The sequence below is a fragment of the uncultured Thermosynechococcus sp. genome (assembly GCF_937958135.1).
Lineage (GTDB): Bacteria > Cyanobacteriota > Cyanobacteriia > Thermosynechococcales > Thermosynechococcaceae > Thermosynechococcus.
The window spans coordinates 32,835-49,524 of sequence record NZ_CALGOG010000015.1 but is presented as its reverse complement, the minus strand read 5'-3'; the positions used below and the strand labels follow the sequence as shown (position 1 = coordinate 49,524).

Annotated in this window: 17 protein-coding genes; 9 read left to right on the top strand and 8 right to left on the bottom strand. The window is 54.2% G+C overall.

The features are described 5' to 3' along the window. Window positions 1–9: 9 nt before the first annotated feature. The 6 genes from Q0711_RS02145 to Q0711_RS02120 all read left to right on the top strand — a co-directional run bounded on the left by Q0711_RS02145 (window position 10) and on the right by Q0711_RS02120 (window position 5,077). A complete protein-coding gene (locus Q0711_RS02145) occupies window positions 10–1,146 on the top strand; it encodes an S-layer homology domain-containing protein (RefSeq protein WP_298615215.1) in 1,137 nt (378 codons plus the stop codon). Between the two features lie 53 nt (window positions 1,147–1,199). Next, window positions 1,200–2,024, top strand: a complete 825-nt coding sequence (sppA, locus tag Q0711_RS02140) for a signal peptide peptidase SppA (RefSeq protein WP_298615233.1) — start codon at window positions 1,200–1,202, stop codon at window positions 2,022–2,024. Between the two features lie 45 nt (window positions 2,025–2,069). Continuing rightward, entirely contained in the window at window positions 2,070–2,486 is a 417-nt protein-coding gene (gene aroH, locus Q0711_RS02135) for a chorismate mutase (RefSeq protein ID WP_298615212.1), read from the top strand. A gap of 2 nt (window positions 2,487–2,488) precedes the next feature. Further along, complete coding sequence (locus Q0711_RS02130; protein WP_298615210.1) at window positions 2,489–2,959, top strand: CBS domain-containing protein; 471 nt, start codon at window positions 2,489–2,491, stop codon at window positions 2,957–2,959. 96 nt (window positions 2,960–3,055) lie between these two features. Continuing rightward, window positions 3,056–4,558, top strand: coding sequence for a CapA family protein (locus Q0711_RS02125; protein WP_298617152.1), 1,503 nt, complete (start codon window positions 3,056–3,058; stop codon window positions 4,556–4,558). Window positions 4,559–4,672: 114 nt separating this feature from the next. Next, window positions 4,673–5,077 carry an NIL domain-containing protein gene (locus tag Q0711_RS02120; RefSeq protein ID WP_011057637.1) on the top strand — a complete coding sequence of 135 codons (405 nt, stop codon included), beginning with the start codon at window positions 4,673–4,675 and terminating at the stop codon, window positions 5,075–5,077. Between the two features lie 6 nt (window positions 5,078–5,083). Here Q0711_RS02120 and Q0711_RS02115 read toward each other — a convergent pair whose 3' ends face one another. Beyond that, the gene (locus tag Q0711_RS02115; RefSeq protein WP_298615203.1) at window positions 5,084–5,542 is read right to left on the bottom strand and encodes a Uma2 family endonuclease; all 459 of its coding nucleotides are present in this window, start codon (window positions 5,540–5,542) and stop codon (window positions 5,084–5,086) included. 62 nt (window positions 5,543–5,604) lie between these two features. Between Q0711_RS02115 and Q0711_RS02110 the strand changes: the two genes are divergently transcribed. From Q0711_RS02110 to Q0711_RS02100, 3 genes are all read left to right on the top strand, one after another. After that, the gene (locus tag Q0711_RS02110; RefSeq protein ID WP_298615201.1) at window positions 5,605–6,258 is read left to right on the top strand and encodes a retropepsin-like aspartic protease; all 654 of its coding nucleotides are present in this window, start codon (window positions 5,605–5,607) and stop codon (window positions 6,256–6,258) included. Between the two features lie 3 nt (window positions 6,259–6,261). Then, window positions 6,262–6,846 carry an RdgB/HAM1 family non-canonical purine NTP pyrophosphatase gene (gene rdgB / locus Q0711_RS02105; RefSeq protein ID WP_298615198.1) on the top strand — a complete coding sequence of 195 codons (585 nt, stop codon included), beginning with the start codon at window positions 6,262–6,264 and terminating at the stop codon, window positions 6,844–6,846. 216 nt (window positions 6,847–7,062) lie between these two features. Continuing rightward, window positions 7,063–8,235 (top strand): hypothetical protein, encoded by a 1,173-nt coding sequence (locus tag Q0711_RS02100; protein WP_299041448.1) that lies wholly within the window; start codon window positions 7,063–7,065, stop codon window positions 8,233–8,235. Here Q0711_RS02100 and Q0711_RS02095 read toward each other — a convergent pair. From Q0711_RS02095 to Q0711_RS02065, 7 genes are all read right to left on the bottom strand, one after another. Further along, window positions 8,232–10,454: a glycosyltransferase gene (locus Q0711_RS02095; RefSeq protein ID WP_298615194.1), complete on the bottom strand. Its 2,223-nt coding sequence runs from the start codon at window positions 10,452–10,454 to the stop codon at window positions 8,232–8,234. The two genes, Q0711_RS02100 and Q0711_RS02095, sit on opposite strands and share 4 nt — an antisense overlap. Before the next feature lie 38 nt (window positions 10,455–10,492). Next, window positions 10,493–11,758: an HlyD family efflux transporter periplasmic adaptor subunit gene (locus Q0711_RS02090; protein WP_298977136.1), complete on the bottom strand. Its 1,266-nt coding sequence runs from the start codon at window positions 11,756–11,758 to the stop codon at window positions 10,493–10,495. Window positions 11,759–11,859: 101 nt separating this feature from the next. Continuing rightward, window positions 11,860–12,348, bottom strand: coding sequence for a tRNA (cytidine(34)-2'-O)-methyltransferase (locus Q0711_RS02085; RefSeq protein WP_298977138.1), 489 nt, complete (start codon window positions 12,346–12,348; stop codon window positions 11,860–11,862). A gap of 25 nt (window positions 12,349–12,373) precedes the next feature. Further along, complete coding sequence (lpxA, locus tag Q0711_RS02080; protein ID WP_366142475.1) at window positions 12,374–13,180, bottom strand: acyl-ACP--UDP-N-acetylglucosamine O-acyltransferase; 807 nt, start codon at window positions 13,178–13,180, stop codon at window positions 12,374–12,376. Window positions 13,181–13,192: 12 nt separating this feature from the next. After that, the gene (fabZ, locus tag Q0711_RS02075; protein ID WP_298615185.1) at window positions 13,193–13,654 is read right to left on the bottom strand and encodes a 3-hydroxyacyl-ACP dehydratase FabZ; all 462 of its coding nucleotides are present in this window, start codon (window positions 13,652–13,654) and stop codon (window positions 13,193–13,195) included. A 71-nt stretch (window positions 13,655–13,725) separates the two neighbouring features. Further along, a complete protein-coding gene (lpxC, locus tag Q0711_RS02070) occupies window positions 13,726–14,583 on the bottom strand; it encodes a UDP-3-O-acyl-N-acetylglucosamine deacetylase (RefSeq protein WP_299041445.1) in 858 nt (285 codons plus the stop codon). A gap of 11 nt (window positions 14,584–14,594) precedes the next feature. Next, window positions 14,595–16,610 (bottom strand): BamA/TamA family outer membrane protein, encoded by a 2,016-nt coding sequence (locus Q0711_RS02065; RefSeq protein ID WP_299041444.1) that lies wholly within the window; start codon window positions 16,608–16,610, stop codon window positions 14,595–14,597. Between the last annotated feature and the right edge of the window lie 80 nt (window positions 16,611–16,690).

The following is a 16,690-nucleotide window of genomic DNA, read 5'->3' as shown; positions in this document are numbered from 1 at the left end:
TTGGGATGGATGTTTCTATTCTTGAGTGCCCTGCTTCTCGGGAGTTGCCAGGGTAGTGGACTGCAAAATTGGTTTGCCGCTGATCCCAATGCGGAGCAATGGGCGGGGAATCCTCCCCCGGCCACGCCCCCTTCGGCACCGACAACAACGCTGCCGGCGAATTTGCGATTTCCCGATGCCATCCTTGTGAGTACGCAGCCGCAAGCGGGGGCACCGCAGACCACGGAAACTCGCTGGCAAGTAAGGGCACCGGCGATCGCCATTCAGCAGTTCTACACACGGCAATTTCAAGAATCGGGCTGGCAACTGGTGGAGCAGCAGGTGGCCGACAATACCGTCAGCCTCAAGGGGCGCAATTCTGAACTGGAAGTGCATGTTACCATCAACACCGTGCCGGAAAATAACCTCACAACCTTCACCGTGGCCTACACCCCCCTCACCGCCGCCCCTCCTCCTCCCCAATCCCACACCACCTCACCCCAAACCTTTACCGATTTAGAGGATACTCCTGCTCCTCTACAGCCTGCTGTTCGCGATTTAGCAGAACTGGGAGTCCTCAGCACCCCCGGCGATCGCCTGCAACCCAATACCCCTATCAGTCGCGGTCAGTTTGTCCGCTGGCTGGTGACCACCTACAACCGCTTTTATAGCGATCGCCCCGCGCGGCAAATCCGCCTTGGCAACCGCAACGATACGCCAGTCTTTCAGGATGTCCCCCCTGACCATCCCGACTTTCCCTACATTCAAGGGCTGGCAATGGCGGGATTTTTACCCAGTCCCCTCAGTGGGGAGGGGGGTGCCTTCTTTCGTCCCGAGGCTCCCCTGACCCGCGAAACCCTCTTGCAATGGAAAGTGCCCCTCGATCAGCGGGGGCGGCTCAGCCCCAGCACGATTGATCGCATTCAGCAAACCTGGGGCTTCAAGGACAGTCAACGGATTGCTCCCCCCGCCATCAATGCCGTAGCTGCTGACTACTTGGCAGGAGATCTCTCAAACATTCGTCGCGTTTGGGGAGAAACGCGCTTGCTCCAGCCCCAGAAACCCGTCACCCGTGCCGAAGCAGCGGCAGCCCTGTGGTATATCGGCAATGGCACAGAGGGACTCTCAGCAGCCATGGTGAAGCAGCTACCGCCCTCTGCCTCCTAGAACCTTGCTAGATTAGAAATCTGAGCCAATTGTCACTGAACTGATTGCTGCCTATGCCTTGGCCTTTTTCCCGGGGTTACCATCGTCAAATTGCTCGCCTGGAAATTACAGGGGTGATCGCTGGAGGCACCCGTCGCCGTGTCCTCAAGGCCTTGAAAACTATTGAACAACGGCGCTACCCGGCGCTGCTGGTGCGCATTGACAGTCCCGGTGGTACCGTGGGGGACTCCCAAGAAATCTATGCCGCCCTCAAGCGCTTGCAGCCAAAAATGAAAATCGTGGCCAGTTTTGGCAATATCTCCGCCTCTGGGGGAGTCTATATCGGTATGGGGGCACAGCACATCATGGCCAACCCCGGCACCATTACGGGCAGTATTGGTGTCATCCTGCGGGGCAACAATCTCCAGCGGCTCCTCGACAAGGTGGGGATCTCATTCAAGGTGATCAAGTCTGGCCCCTATAAAGACATTCTTGCTTTTGATCGCGACCTGACTGAGGAAGAAATCCGCATTCTCCAAGACCTCATTGACACCAGCTATCACCAATTTGTCCAGACTGTGGCCGAGGGGCGCAATTTGGATGTGGAAACCGTGCGTAGTTTTGCCGATGGCCGTGTCTTTACGGGGGAGCAAGCCCTTGCCCTCGGACTTGTGGATCGTCTAGGCACCGAAGAGGATGCCCGTCGCTGGCTGGCGGAACTTGCAGGACTCGACCCGGAAAAAACCAAGGTGCAAACCATTGAAGAACCCAAGTCCCCCTTAGCTCGACTGTTTCCGCGCCAGCAGGAACAAGTTCTCTTTCCGTGGCAGGCGGCTTTAGACTGGCTGGAATTTGAAATGGCCACCAATGGACTTCCCCTCTGGCTCTATCGCCCCTAAGCTGGATACAGTACCCTTGCGGATGTCTTAATGGAGGAGTAACCTGTGGGCTGGCGCGTCCGAGCAATTCGTGGAGCAACTACCGCCACTGAAAATTCAGTTCCAGCAATCCGTGAGGCAGTTTTGGAACTCCTCGGTGAGATTGAACGGCGTAATGCCCTCGATTTTTCAGAAGTCATCAGTGTTACTTTTTCTGTAACCCGTGACCTAGACCAGATTTTTCCGGCAGCGATCGCCCGGGAATGCCCCCATTGGCGCAACATTCCCCTTCTCGATGTCCAGCAAATGCACGTGGAGGGAGGCTTACCCCGCTGTATCCGCTGCTTGATTTATTTCAACACCCCCAACCCCGATCAACCGATTTACCATGCCTATTTGCGCCATGCCCAGAGCCTCCGCCCCGATTTGGCAATGCATGGCGACTATCATCCTCTCGAACTGTCCTCCCATTCCCTAGGTTAACTATGCCCGCTCTTGTCCGTGACTACATGACCCCCACCCCCTTTACCATTCGTGCCGATGCGCCGATTTCTGAGGCGGTTCGCCTCATGGAAGAAAAACAAGTGCGCGGCCTTCCCGTGGTGGATGACCAAGGTAAACTAGTGGGATTGGTGTCTGAAGCTGACCTGATTGTACGGGAAGCGCCCCTAGAACCCCCCTTGTACATCACGTTCCTAGGAAGCATCATTTACTTTGAGTCACCGGAGTCTTTTCATCAACACCTCAAGAAAACCCTGGGTCAACAGGTACAGGATGTGATGACGCCCCATCCCCACACCATCCACGTGGATGCGCCGATCTCCGAAGCGGCTCGCCTCATGGTCAATCATCACATCAGTCGCCTGCCGGTGTTGGATGACCAAGGGGAGCTGGTGGGCATTATTAGCCGCCATGATTTGTTGCGAGCCTTGCATACCCAAGAAACCTCTGCGTGACGTTTGTCAAATTGGTCTGACACTAACTTTCAAGATTGCTGACTTCCCATAGAATAACCACAGGTTTGCTCGCGATCGCCTGAGGTTTCTTTGGTCATGACCGCTTCCCTTGATTTGATTTGGCAGCAGGCACGGCAGGGTCAAGCAGAGGCCATTGCCGATTTGATGAACCGCACGCTTCAGGCCAAGGGGGTGCGTGCCCTTGTGCGACGACGGGGCGACTGTTTACAGATTATGTTTGAAGCAGCGCGATCGCTCCCACCCCACGCCTGTGCTGCCTTTGTTTCCCGCGGTCTCAAGCAGTTAGCGCCCCAAGGAATTTTGCGTGTGCGGCTCCATGCTCGGCTAGTTGGCGAAGAATGGCCAGAATGGACACAGACCATTGACCTGCGGCAGACTCTGCCCTCCACCCCCCCTGTTCAACCGCGGGCAAGCACAGATCATGCACCCCCTGTCACTGCTTCCTCCCCCCACGCAGTGAATGCCTTTGTCCTCGGTGTGCTGGCGATCGCCGGCAGTGGTACTCTGGCTCTGACGCTGCAAAATCAACTAAGGGTGGATGCGCCGCCCGTTGCCGAACCTAGCCCCGCCATTGCGCCGGTTTTGATTCCCCCTGCCCCTAGCGATCGCCGTTTGCGGATTAAAGCCGTTGGCGATATTGTCCTTGGCACCAATTTTCCCAGCAACCGCTTGCCTGCGGATCCGCAAAAGCTCTTTGCTGCTGTGAAACCCTATCTGCAGGGGGCCGATCTCCTCTTTGGCAACTACGAAGGTACCCTCACCGATTATCCCCATCCCTTCAAAAACACCAGTAGCGGTCGCAGTTTTGCCTTTCGCTCGCCCCCCGGTTATGCGCAGGTGTTGCGCCAGGCCGGTTTCCATGTCCTCAACATTGCCAACAATCATAGCTACGACTTTAATGAGCAGGGATTTCGCGATACGATTCGCCACATCAACGCGGCCGGCATGACTGCCATTGGGGATTTCAATCAAATTACCTACCTTGAAGCCAATGGCCTGAAAACAGCATTTATCGGCTTTGCCACCTACCATGGCCAGAACCGCATTCAAGACCTCAAAAGCAGTGCTGCCCTCGTTCAAAAAGCCAAGCAAAACGCGGATATTGTCATTGTCAGTTTCCATGGCGGTGCCGAAGGCAGCGATCAGATTCACACCCGCGATCGCACGGAGTACTTCTACGGCGAAGACCGCGGCAATGTGGTGCAGTTTGCCCGCACCATGATAGACAACGGCGCCGATTTAATCCTAGGGCATGGCCCCCATGTCCCCCGTGCCTTGGAATTGTACAAAGGTCGCCTCATTGCCTACTCCCTAGGAAACTTTGTTGGCTATCAAACCCTCAGCAGCGCCGGTGCACTGGGTAAATCCCTCATTCTCGATGTGGAACTGGACGGTTCTGGTCGCTTCATTCAAGGAAAAGTCATTCCCGTGCGCCTCGATGCCAAAGGGGTTCCTCACATTGACCAAAACTTTGCCAGTGTGCAGCTGATCCGCCGTTTAACCCAAATAGACTTTCCCAACACTCCCCTGAACATTGGACGCCTTGGCGAGATTTTCCCCACCCCTTCCCAATCTTAAAATCCTTGGTTTAAGAGCAGGGCAGGCTTGCGCGATCGCCCCCTGGAGAGCATGGGTCTTCAAATTGGATGAATATGCCAAACTAAAGATACAGCGGTTTGGGCGTTTCAACCAGTGAAAAAGCGGGTTACACTGACGTTCCCCCGACGGACGATTCAAATGCCCGTCACCTATCGCTTGGCCAAGGACTTTAACATTGCGGCCAATATCATCCGTGCCCAAGTGGCGCCCAACCAAGTGGGGAAACTGGTTCTAGAGCTGGCCGGCGATATTGATCAAATGGAAGCTGCCCTAGAGTGGCTGCGGCAGCAGAATATTGAGGTTTCCCTTGCCAGCCGCGAAATTGTCATTGATGAGCAGGCCTGTGTCCACTGTGGCCTCTGTACAGGGGTATGTCCCACTCAGGCGCTGACCCTACATCCAGAGACGTTTCAGCTGCAATTTACCCGCTCCCGCTGCATTGTCTGTGAGCAATGTGTGGCTGCGTGCCCGATGGAGGCGATTCACACCAACTTTTGATTGAGATTACAATTCTAGGCTGACATCCTCATAAATACCCGATATGTGGCCTTGCCAGCCAATGCTCTTGAATTCAACCCAATCTTCTGGAGGAGAGTAGGCCTGCCAAACCCATAAAAAGGCCTCTGTTGAGGGAGAAAGCACCTCAATTACCAAGCAAGGGAAGGATTTATAGAGCGGTGTTTGCTGATCCCGTGGGTCACAGGTCACCAACAAATCAGGATAGTAAAAGCAATTTCGCTGCTCAAGCCGCACTTTCATATCTGACATGTACAGACGACAACCCCGCTGCCGCACAGTGGGTCGTAGGAGGGTGGCCAAATTCAAGGCTAGGGTAACGTGGGCATCACTAGCTCTGGCCATTGCAGATACTTGGCCATGGATATATTCGTGCTTAACGCCACTTTGGGCTTCCCATTCCAAATAGTCTTCAGGACTCAGTTGCGGCGAAGGTTGCGTGCTCATGGCCAGTCTGGAATAGCCGGCGGTTCTCTCGCTACTATTGATCCTAGGGTACGAAGAAACTCATGACCCAACATTACGGATACTGGGCACTGGCAACACTGGCGGGGATGGTGTTCCTGATTGCCCCGGCCAAGGGGGTGCCGGCGGTGGCGCTACCAGAAAGTTTTTATCGGGCGATCGCCAACCAAGACTGGGCAACAGCCGTGAGAATTCTCGATCGGCTGATTCGCGCCCATCCCCAGGAAGCGCCAGCCCTTGCTCGTTATCGGCAAGAATTGTTACAACTGCAACAACAACCCCGAACCCCTGCTCCGCCAACGGCAACCGCGGTTCCTCAGCCTGGGGGCATTGTCCCTATCCGCCGGCGAGAAGGGGGCATTCCCGTGATTCAAGTGATATTAAATCAACGCCTGCCCGTTGAGATGCTTGTGGATTCGGGCGCCAGTATGACCGTAATTACGCAACCCATGGCACGGGCCTTAGGCATTACCCCTGCGCAGGTGGTGGATAATCGGCTATTCCATACAGCCAATGGTCAAGTGATATTGCCGGTCGTGTATATCCAATCCATCAGCGTTGGGGGATTCCAGCGTAAGCAATTGCCTGTTGCCGTGGCCGGGCCTGAGATGACCCTTGGACTCTTAGGGCAGGATTTTCTCCAGCACTTCGATGTCAGTTTGCGGCAAGATCATATCCAGTTGCAGCGTCGTCCCTAAACCATGTCCATTCTTGCCCGAGCTGTCTTAGCCAGTCACAACGCCGGTAAGGTCAAAGAGTTTCAAAGCTGGTTAGAGCCGTGGATTGGGGAGTTAGTGCCCCTGCCCCCCACGATTGAGATTGCTGAAACAGCCGATTCCTTTGTGGGCAATGCCTGTTTGAAGGCCAGTATTGCTGCCCGGCAAATGGGAGAGTGGGCGATCGCCGACGATTCGGGATTGGCGGTTCGTGCCCTCCAAGGAGCACCGGGCCTCTATTCGGCTCGCTATGGGGCCACGGATGCTGAACGCATTGAGCGTCTGTTGCGGGAAATGATCGGTGTGAGCGATCGCGCGGCTGAATTCATCTGTGCCATTGCCCTCGCCCGTCCCGACGGCACCATTGCTTTTACTACAGAAGGACGTTGCCTAGGTGAGATTTTAACGGCACCCCGTGGTCAGAACGGTTTTGGCTATGATCCGATTTTTTGGGTACCTCGCTATCAGCGCACCTTTGCTGAGATGAGTCCGAGGGAAAAACAACAGGTGAGTCATCGGGGTCGGGCCTTGCAGCGGTTACGGGAGTATTTTCAGGACTTTAATCCGTAGATTTACTGTTGTTTGCAGCAGGCCTTTAGTTTTAAGCTGACCGCAATAGTCTTCCCCAACTCCCAGGTGGCCGCGCCGCAAAGAAAGGTTCATCTCGCCAATGGCATCCATCAAGGCTCTTTATAGACAGGAATTGATAGGGAATATACTAGAAATAAGAGGGCATCGCAGGCGCAGGGGCGGGCAATTTTCTTGCCGTGATTCAAAGCAACAACGATGGGCGATCGCGAATTAATAGACCAATTTATTAAAGATTTGATTCAGCACAATTCGCGAATGCTCTCGAATCGGCACCTGCGCGTGGAAACAACATTTGATGAAGTTCAGTTAATTTCCTACCGGGATGGCATAGTTGCTCGGGTGAAAATAGATGCCCCCACCCTTGCCATTGAAGTACGGGATGCCTCCCCCTATCGGCCTCTCGTTCAAGAAGTAATGGTGGATTACGGAATTTTTCAAGTGGGTGTTGCCCAAACCCCCGGCTTTTTGCGTTATGAACATCGCACTGTTCCTGAAGGCTATGTTGTGCAATACACCGAAGCAGGCGTGCTCTGGAAAGATCGCTGGGCACGGGGGAAGCGACGCAATGCTCTTTCGGGGGGCAGCTCCCTCGCCATGGACGCAATGATTCTCTACCGGGGCACTTGGTATCCCGTTCAAAGCGTCAGTGTCGCCAATGGCTTTGTAGCTATTCGTACCCTAGGGGGAGAAGTCACCTACAGTGCCTCGGACTTTCTGGTGTGGCTGAAAAAGGAGGAAAAAGAGACCGCTGAGAGTCCCAGCCAGATCAGTGCCTACAAACGGGGAGAACGTATGGGAGAAATTGACAGCGCTCCTACCCAAATCCTCGAGGCCACAGAACTGATTGCCCCTAAAGCCCGTGGTGCTGAAGCAACACCCATGCCCTCCCCTACGGACGAACCGGCGGACAAAGAACAGACTGTGACTTTATCCCCGGCGCCATCAGTACCTGGGGTTGCAGCCCCAGCCTCTCCTGACCCTGCGCCACCTGGTGAAGCGACTCAAGGGTATCCGGCGGTGAACTCCGAGCACGCCGTTGGCTATCCCTATCCCAACTATGACTACTCCCAAGGGTACCCGGCGGCGAACTATGAGCACTCTATCGGCTATCCCTATCCCACCTATGACTACTCCCAGGGGTATCCGGGAGCGCACTACGAGCACTCCGTTGGCTATCCCAGTTATGGGCAGCCATATCCCTCTCAAACCTACCAACCCATCGATCCCAACGTGCAGATGGCGCTCACCTATCTCCAATCTAGCTTGGCCTATCTGCTGCAAGCTGAACCGAAAAATGCCAACATTCGTGCAGCAATTCAGAACACCAGTCTGGCGATTCAAAACCTCCTCACACTTCTCAATAGCTAGCGGCTCTCGGCTAAGGGATGTAATCGAAAGAGACTTTGGAGCATGGCCCAAGCGGTTTTTAGCTCAGGAGCACGCACTTCTTGCCATTGACTAGGCTGACAGTAGAGATAGGGAATCAAGCGGCGCTGCTGCGCCAAGGACAGTTCTGAAAACAGAAGGCCTACGGCTACTCTTCCTCCTTTCCCTTGGGCAGATTCCGGGCGCAAGGGGACACACCAGCGAACAGTAACTTCTAGCGTTAGGTCTGCTAGCTCCCCCGGCGGCAAAAAGGACAAATACCCTTTAGCGCCCCTAAGACAGGCAGCCAGTTCTTGACTGGAGAAATCTTCAGACCATAAATGGAGACGGGCACCGCCTTCACTCATGTCAGTGGTATAACCTGTGAAGGATTTGCCGTCTAACTTTACCTGGCAGTTTTCTGAACGTGCCAGTAGAGCACAAGATTCACGGCGATCAAAACGGGTAAAGCGTCGCTGCGGCACATCAATGGCCACCATGATTGAGATGAGCAACAACCCTAAGTTATAGACACTCCAAAAGATATTGACTGCCAAGCTATCTGGGTTCACAACTGTGTCCTGGAGAGGGCGGCTACGCCAGAAAAGGCCCAACAGGGTGAGGGCAGCCACGACTAACAGGGGGCGGATGAGCGGCCAATTGGGATTAATGCGGTGCGGATCAATGATCCCCTTGGGGGTCACCTTAAAAGTTTTGCCGCGAGGTTGAATTATCGTGCGCACAATCGTAATTGCCATGGGAAAAGCCAGAATGGTTTCATAGACATCAGACCAAAACGCTGAACGCCGCCCCTCGGTAAACCAAGCGAAACTCAAGGCATTCCCAATGTAGTAGGGCAAGTAGAAGTAGAGAATCTCGTTAATCGTCGCCCGCAGGGGTGCGGTGCCGAACAGCAGAAACGTCAGCGGAACCAAGAGGCAAATGACCCGCGACAGTGCCAAAAACCAATAAACAATGCTCAAGGCGTGGGCAAAACGCTGACTGAGTCGCAAATTGGGCACGGTAAAACAGTTACCCCCCACAAACAACATTTGCAGTGTGCCCTGGCCCCAGCGTAGGCGCTGGTTGACGTAAGCACTAATGGTTTCGGGAGACATGCCGGCGGAGAGAGCTTCGTTGAGGTATTTCACCCGATAGCCTAAACTTTGGAGCTTCATGCTGGTCATGTAGTCTTCCGTAATCGTATCGGTGGGGATGCCGCCGATTTCGTCGAGGGCGCTGCGGCGAATAACAAAACAGGTGCCACAGCAGACCACTGCATCCCACCAGTCACGACTGGGTTGGATAAAGCGGAAAAAGAGGCTCTGCTCATTGTTGACAATTCCCTCTAACCCCAAATTGACGGTAATCGGGTCTTCGTTAAAGAAGTGCTGGGGCGTTTGCACCATGGCGGTTTTGGGGTCTTGGAAAAAGCCAATGGTGCGGTTGAGGAAGTTGCGACAGGGGGTAAAGTCGGCATCAAAGACGGCAATAAATTCGCCCGTCAGGGTAGGCAGGGCATGGTTGATGTTCCCCGCTTTGGCGTGGCGGTTGTCGGGGCGATCGCGATATTCACAGCCCAATTCAGCAGCCAAGGCACGCACGTGGGGACGACGGGTATCGTCCAAAAGATAAATGCGTTTGTTGGGATAGTCCATGGCTTGGCAGGCAATGACCGAGCGGCGGAGAATGTCCACGCCCTCGTTGTAGGTGGGCAGAATCACATCCACCCAAGGTTGGTACCTGCCACTGACGACATCCTGCTCGTAGCGATCGGCCTCTGGACTGCGGTTGATTGTAAAACTACAGTGAAAAAAGAAGGCCAACGTGTTGAACACCATCAGGAGTTCTGCCAAAAAGAGACTGACAGAAAGGATGCCGTTAACGGGATCATCGAGGTTAAGACTGTAAAAGACTCGCCAGAGTTCATAGCGCACCCCAAAGAAGAGTGTCCCGCCCGTAACCAGGAGCCGAGCTAGGGTAGTGGGCTGCGGCCAGAGTTCTTTAATCAGTAAAACAATTGCTGCCCACAGACAAGCTGGCAACAGCAGTGCCTCTGGGCTGGTGCCCTCCGTGCGAAAGAGCGCCTTGCCGGCATTCCAAGTGCCCAAAAGGTTGGGGAGGAGATTTCGCCAGTCAAAAGTCCAGAGCTGGACGGCTGCAAAGGCCAGGATAGCCAACAGCAGCAGCGTTGTTGTAGAGTCTTGCTTTTTCAAGAGCATAGGTTTCGGGAACTACACGACGATCGGGAACAGCCCAATTAGGAACGAGCATCAAAAATAACCTCTACACTTTGGCCCACCCCACAAAACCGCTGTGCCCCTAATTCTGGGGGCAAGTTTTTTAAGGCAACATCCACCGCCAGTTCGTTGCGCACCAGATCTGGAGGCGGTACAGCAACGTTTTCCCCCACAACGACTTTTCCTGGCCCCCCGCGAATGGCACGTACCCATCCCGAAATGCGGCGATCGCTCCCATCTAGCAAGCGGACAATAGCCGGCTGGCCAATCCAGAGGCGGGCATTCTCTCGCTCGGCCACAAGAGCGGTTGCCCAGACATCGTCGCAGTCTAGAACCTTGGCAACGGGATCACCGGCGCTAATGGGAATACCCAGCGTACCGCTTTTGTGGATCACTGACCACACCACCCCCCGAATTGGCGATTGGATGCGAGCTAAGCGCTGTAGTGCCAACTGTTGCTTGATGTTGGCAATTTCTTTCTTTAACTCTGCAATGGTTGCCTCGACTTCGGCAATTTGCCCTTCAATGTTTACCACTTCAATTTGCAGGTCAATCAGGCGAATTTGCGGAAAGCTAAACGTGCGCGCTGAATCCAGTTGCAAGCCCTTGCGAAAGGCTTCTAGGTTGGTTTGATAGCGGCGTAGCTCCGCCTGTTTGTTTTTAACCACCTGTTCTGCTTGGCGAGCGTTGTAAACGGCTTCATCTGCCCGCTGCTGGGAAACAGCCCCTTGGCGCACTAGACGCGTGTAACGATCTGCCTCACGCCGAGCCAAGGTCAGGGCCTCTTGGGCTTCTCTGAGTTCTGCTAACACCCGCTGCAGGGCTTCTTGGGCAAACTGAACCTCCAGGCGGTATTGTTCCCGCTGATAGTAGCTCAGTTCTGCAATCAGTTTTTGACGACTGCGGCGTTTTTGCAACAGCACCTGCCGCTGGCGTTGGGCGACGGCCAGGCGGGTCTCCAAATTCTGGCGATCGGTTTCCAGTTGAGGATTGCGCTCGTTTTCAATTCGCCCGATTTCCTGACCTTTGCTGAGAAGCTGGCCGGGCTGCAACGGATATAAAACAAGGGTACCGGGAATCCTAGCGTAGATGTTAAGGAGCGTGCCGTTGAGGTAGCCCACGCGGCTAAAAACCCGCATCTGTCGCTGCCAAAGGAACCAAGCTGCTCCTGCCACCAAGGAGAAGATAAACAACAGGCGCAACCCGCGAAAGAGTTGCTGTCGCTGAATCTGAAGCGAAATCCCTTTGAACAACGGCGCGGAAAGGAACCGCCGGGTAAGCTTCACAAGACTTTCTTAGAGAAAGAACAGCTCTAGCCTATAAAAAATATTTAGCTGCCGCAACTGGACTCAATCTTGTTGAGGTGGACACTAAAGACTGAGGAACATCACTTCGCTGCGTTTAGGTTAGAGAATGGCGATGATGAGGAAAATAATTGGCGATAGACTTCCATTAGGGCGATCGCCACCGAAGCCGAGAGGTTCAAACTTCGCACTGCCGGCTGCCACATGGGAATTTTCAAGAAGGCATCACAGCTTGCCAATACGTCAGCAGGAATGCCGGCGGGTTCACTGCCAAAGACCAGCCAATCACTCTCAGCAAAGATAAAGTCCCAGTAGATCTGTTGTGCGGAAGGCTCAAAGGCAACAAGACGCCCTGCGGTACGGGTAGTTTTTAGGAACGTCGGCCAGTCGGGGTGACAGTAGAGAGTCACATAGGGCCAATAGTCTAAACCCGCTCGCTTGAGGTAGCGATCGCTGAGTTCAAACCCCAAGGGTTCAATCAGGTGCAGTGGCGTTTGGGTAGCCGCACAGGTGCGGGCAATATTACCCGTATTAGGGGGAATTTGGGGATGAACAAGCACCACAGCCGGCATGGCGTTAGCGGAAGCAACTAAAGACTTAATCCGCTGTCTCGCGACCACTGGGGGTTAAGCCCCGCCGTCCCTCTTCGCGAGCATAGGTCAAAAAGCGCTGGAGATGCTCTAAATGTTCAGAAGGGGGTAGGGTTGCCAATTGGGCGATCGCCTGAGCAAGGGGCAACTCCCGACGATAGAGAATCCGAAATGCTTCCTTGAGATCGCGCATTTCCGCCTCGGTGACCCCTGCCCGCCGCAGTCCCACTTGATTGAGGGCACGCACCCGTGCCGGGTGACCCTCCACCAGCATATAGGGAGGCACATCGCGATCTACCCGTGCCATTGCCCCCACCATGGCCAAGCGGCCAATATGCACAAACTGGTGAATGCCCACCATACCGCCAATGCGTGCCTTTGATTCGATACACACATGGCCGGCGATCGAAGCGGCGTTCGTAATCACCACCTGATCCTCAATCACACAATCATGGGCTACATGGACATAGGCCAAGAGTAGATTATGGTTACCAATGATCGTGGCATCCCCTTCGCCGGTGGCGCGGTTAATCGTCACAAACTCGCGAATGATGTTGTAGTCACCAATACGCAACGCACTATTGGCGCCCGTATATTTTTGATCCTGAGAGGCGGTGCCGATAATTGCCCCCGGAAAGATACGGTTGCCCACCCCCACCTCCGTTGGCCCCTCAATGATCACGTGGGCACCAATTTCCGTATGGGCACCAACACGCACCTGTTCACCGATCACGGCATAGGGGCCGACCCGAACTGTGGGATGCAGCTCGGCACTGGGATGGATGACAGCAGTAGGATGGATGAGCGTTTGCATCATTGATCGTGACTAGTCCACTAGCGAGAACATCATCTCGCCCTCACAGACCAATTGACCATTCACCTCAGCCCGACCTTGCATCTTGCCGATGCGCTGCTGCTTGACCACAAGAAGCTCAGCCCGCAGGATTAATTGATCTCCGGGCACGACGGGACGGCGAAAGCGCACCTTATCAATCCCCGCAAACACGGAAAGCTTATCCTTGGCGCAGTGCATCTGCATCAGGACAACACCACCCACCTGGGCAAGGGCTTCAACAATGAGCACGCCCGGCATAATTGGGCGACCGGGAAAGTGTCCTTGAAAAAAAGGTTCGTTGATCGTGACGTTTTTCAGCCCCACGGCATATTTTTCTGGCACGTAGTCAATGATCCGATCCACTAGCAAAAAAGGATAGCGGTGGGGAAGCAATTGCTGGAGATCGGTGACTGTCAGCATAGGGGGTGGTGGGGACTCAGTCAACGTTGGCATAGGGATTAGGTGTCGGTTGAAATCTAAAGATATAAAGATATAAACAAATCATAGGCGAGAATGGTTGCCCACTAAACCATTTGGCGGGCGATCGCCTGTGCCAACTGGGTATGCAGATGATGACTAGCCCGATAGGCAACATAATGCGCAATGGGGGGCGTTCCCAGCAAGGCTAAATCTCCCCAGAGATCCAGTAACTTGTGGCGCACCGGTTCATCAGCAAAGCGCAACGGTGGGTTTACCCAGCCACTCTTACTGCACACAAGGGCATTCTCTAAACTGCCCCCCTGAATCAAACCTTGGCTGCGGAGATACTCCACCTGTTCGGCAAAACCAAACGTGCGGGCGGGGGCAATGGCCGCCGCTAGTTCCGAAGGGATAAAGCTACACCACTGCCGACCAATGGCTGCATAGGGAAAGTCAATGCCGTAGGTAAGGCGCAGCTCAGGAGCAGGAATGGCACTGACAAAGGCTTCTCCTTCATAAACCGTGATAGGCTCCCTCAAGGGGACTGCTGGCCGAGGAGCCTCCTGAGGGACAACACCGACCCTTTGCATGCCTTCTAACCACGGTTGTGCCGAGCCATCGAGAATCGGTACTTCGGCGCCTGTTATCTGAATTGTGACATTATCAATACCGGCGATCGCCAGTGCTGCCAGAAGATGTTCAACCGTGCGCACACTGGCACCATGGGCAACTAACTCTGTAGCCAACTGGGTGGACTTTACCACCTCAATCTGAGCCGGAATCACGGGCTGCTCCGCCAAATCAAGGCGCACAAACCGACGCCCTGTATTGACAGGTGCTGGCTGCAGGATAACCTCAACCTGTTGACCTGAATGCAAGCCGACCCCTGACCATTGGGCAACCCCCCCAAGGGTCTGTTGCATCGTTGTCGCCAATACTGCCGGTACAGAGGCTGGAATCATCCCTCTTTCTCCTAAAAGCGCTCCCCAATGCCAAAGCTGAAGGCGCTACCCCCTTCATTGTTCCAGCCAAAGTCAATGCGGATATTCCCCAAGGGCGTATTCACCCGTATTCCTGCTCCGTAGCCTAAGCCTTCTCCAGGTTTACCACGCACAATCCCCGGCTGACCGGGGACACTACCTTGGGTACCGAGCAAACTCGCCCCATCCACAAAAAGGGCACCACCAATGATATTGAAGATCGGGAAGCGGTACTCGACCGTTCCTTGAACAAACGCGCGTCCGGAGCCGATTCCTCCCTCTTCCCAACCGCGCACCGAGTTGGCTCCCCCAATCGTAAAAGCTTCATAGGGGGGCAAATCACCAAAGATGTTGCCCGCTTGAATATTAAAGGCAAAGGCTTGCGGTCCCTCAATCCGCAGAAACTTCACCGGGATATAGAAGCTGTAACTTCCGCGCACTCGGTTGAATAAAATGCTCCCTGCGCCAATGGGAATGGATTGATCCACCCCCAAACGAATTACTTGGCCCCTGGTTGGGCGTAAGGGATCATTGCGCAAGTCTCGCAAAATCGCTGCTTGTACCGTAAGCAGGTCATTGAAACCCCGGCACACACCATTATCTGGAAAGGTCAAACAGTTGTTCAGACGATCTGTGGCTGTTTGATTAAAGGAGCCATCTAGGGAGGTCACCCGCTGATATTGCAGACCCAAGGAACCGGTCCAAGCGGTGCGACTCAAATCCCGATCTTTGGTAAACGGACGGGTAAAGAAGAGAGCAGATCCCAAACGGTTAATGCGGGGCAAATCGCCATTGGCTAAGGGGACATCGATCGGACCATTACTGAAGGTGAAAGGTACATTTAAGCGGTTAAAGGCACTGACGGTATAGGAAGTGCGGTAGGGATCTCCCTTAATCCAAGGATCGGTAAAGTTAATGTCAAAGAGTAATTCCCCTTCAGTCCCTCCTTGGGCTTCAACATTAAATTTCCAGTTGCGGCCAAAGAGGTTATTTTGCTGGAATGCCACCGTTCCAAACAGACCGGAGGCAGAGCTATAACCCGCCCCAGCGGAAATACTGCCGGTATTGCGCTCTTTAATATTGAGAATCAAATTCACTTTGCGCGGATCTTGACCCGGTTCAAGGGCAACTTGTACATCTTCAAAGAGACCCAATTCAAAGAGGCGGCGCAGATCGGCTTGGACGGTTTTTTGGTTGAGGACAACACCGGGTTGGGTGTCCATTTCACGGCTAATTACAAAGTCACGGGTACGCTGTTTTGTCGGTTCCCCATCTTTATTGAGAAAGCGATAGGTGACTTGTTCGACTACCCCCTCAGCCACCTGCAACGTCACGACCCCATCGGCATCCACTTGGGGGGTACCGACCACTTGCCCCAAGATGTAGCCATTATCTTTATAAAACGTATTGATTTTCTCAATGCCGGACTGTAGCTCACGGAGGTTCAGCGTCCGACCAATTTGGGGTGCAAAGATCTCATTGACTTTTTCTTGGCTGAGCACCTGGTTGCCGGCCACTTGAACGGCTCGCAGCACCGGATAGGGACGCACGACAAATGTAATTCGCACACCCAGGGGGGTATCGCTGGGAACGGCATTGACATCGGCAAAAAAGCCCGTGGCAAAGATGGCGTTGGTATCCTGTTGCAGTTGCGTGCGAGTGGTGGTACTGCCGGGTCGAGTGCGAATGACCTGATATACCAGTTGCTCCAGTTCAGGAGTGGCTCCTTCAACCACCACCTCCGCAATCAGCACTTGGGGTTCATCGGCGGGGGGCTGACTCACAGGAGGAGGTGCTGGGGGAGTTTCAGGGGCAGGCTCTACCGATGGCGGCGTTGGGGATGCTGGAGTTTCCGCAGGTTGGTTTTCAGGGGGCGTGGGAGCCTCTTGACCACGGCTAGACCCCAAAGAACCGAGGGCGATCGCCACGGTTGCTATTGCCACTGCTACTGCTTTCAGGGCAGCCTCCATTAGCTGCATGCGCACTGGCAAAAAAAGTTGGTTATTCACTGCTCACACCTACAATACAAATCGTGTCAATACAGCCAAGCCCATTGGCATAAATTACAGTAGGTTAACGACTCAAAAGG

What these genes read in the sequence shown, in the direction of transcription:
- Q0711_RS02095 (WP_298615194.1), bottom strand. Translation starts at nt 10,454, where the DNA reads ATGCTCTTGAAAAAGCAAGACTCTACAACAACGCTGCTGCTGTTGGCT.
- Q0711_RS02145 (WP_298615215.1), top strand. Translation starts at nt 10, where the DNA reads ATGTTTCTATTCTTGAGTGCCCTGCTTCTCGGGAGTTGCCAGGGTAGT.
- Q0711_RS02125 (WP_298617152.1), top strand. Translation starts at nt 3,056, where the DNA reads ATGACCGCTTCCCTTGATTTGATTTGGCAGCAGGCACGGCAGGGTCAA.
- Q0711_RS02085 (WP_298977138.1), bottom strand. Translation starts at nt 12,348, where the DNA reads ATGCCGGCTGTGGTGCTTGTTCATCCCCAAATTCCCCCTAATACGGGT.
- Q0711_RS02100 (WP_299041448.1), top strand. Translation starts at nt 7,063, where the DNA reads ATGGGCGATCGCGAATTAATAGACCAATTTATTAAAGATTTGATTCAG.
- rdgB (WP_298615198.1), top strand. Translation starts at nt 6,262, where the DNA reads ATGTCCATTCTTGCCCGAGCTGTCTTAGCCAGTCACAACGCCGGTAAG.
- Q0711_RS02110 (WP_298615201.1), top strand. Translation starts at nt 5,605, where the DNA reads ATGACCCAACATTACGGATACTGGGCACTGGCAACACTGGCGGGGATG.
- lpxC (WP_299041445.1), bottom strand. Translation starts at nt 14,583, where the DNA reads ATGATTCCAGCCTCTGTACCGGCAGTATTGGCGACAACGATGCAACAG.
- sppA (WP_298615233.1), top strand. Translation starts at nt 1,200, where the DNA reads ATGCCTTGGCCTTTTTCCCGGGGTTACCATCGTCAAATTGCTCGCCTG.
- lpxA (WP_366142475.1), bottom strand. Translation starts at nt 13,180, where the DNA reads ATGCAAACGCTCATCCATCCTACTGCTGTCATCCATCCCAGTGCCGAG.
- fabZ (WP_298615185.1), bottom strand. Translation starts at nt 13,654, where the DNA reads ATGCCAACGTTGACTGAGTCCCCACCACCCCCTATGCTGACAGTCACC.
- Q0711_RS02115 (WP_298615203.1), bottom strand. Translation starts at nt 5,542, where the DNA reads ATGAGCACGCAACCTTCGCCGCAACTGAGTCCTGAAGACTATTTGGAA.
- Q0711_RS02130 (WP_298615210.1), top strand. Translation starts at nt 2,489, where the DNA reads ATGCCCGCTCTTGTCCGTGACTACATGACCCCCACCCCCTTTACCATT.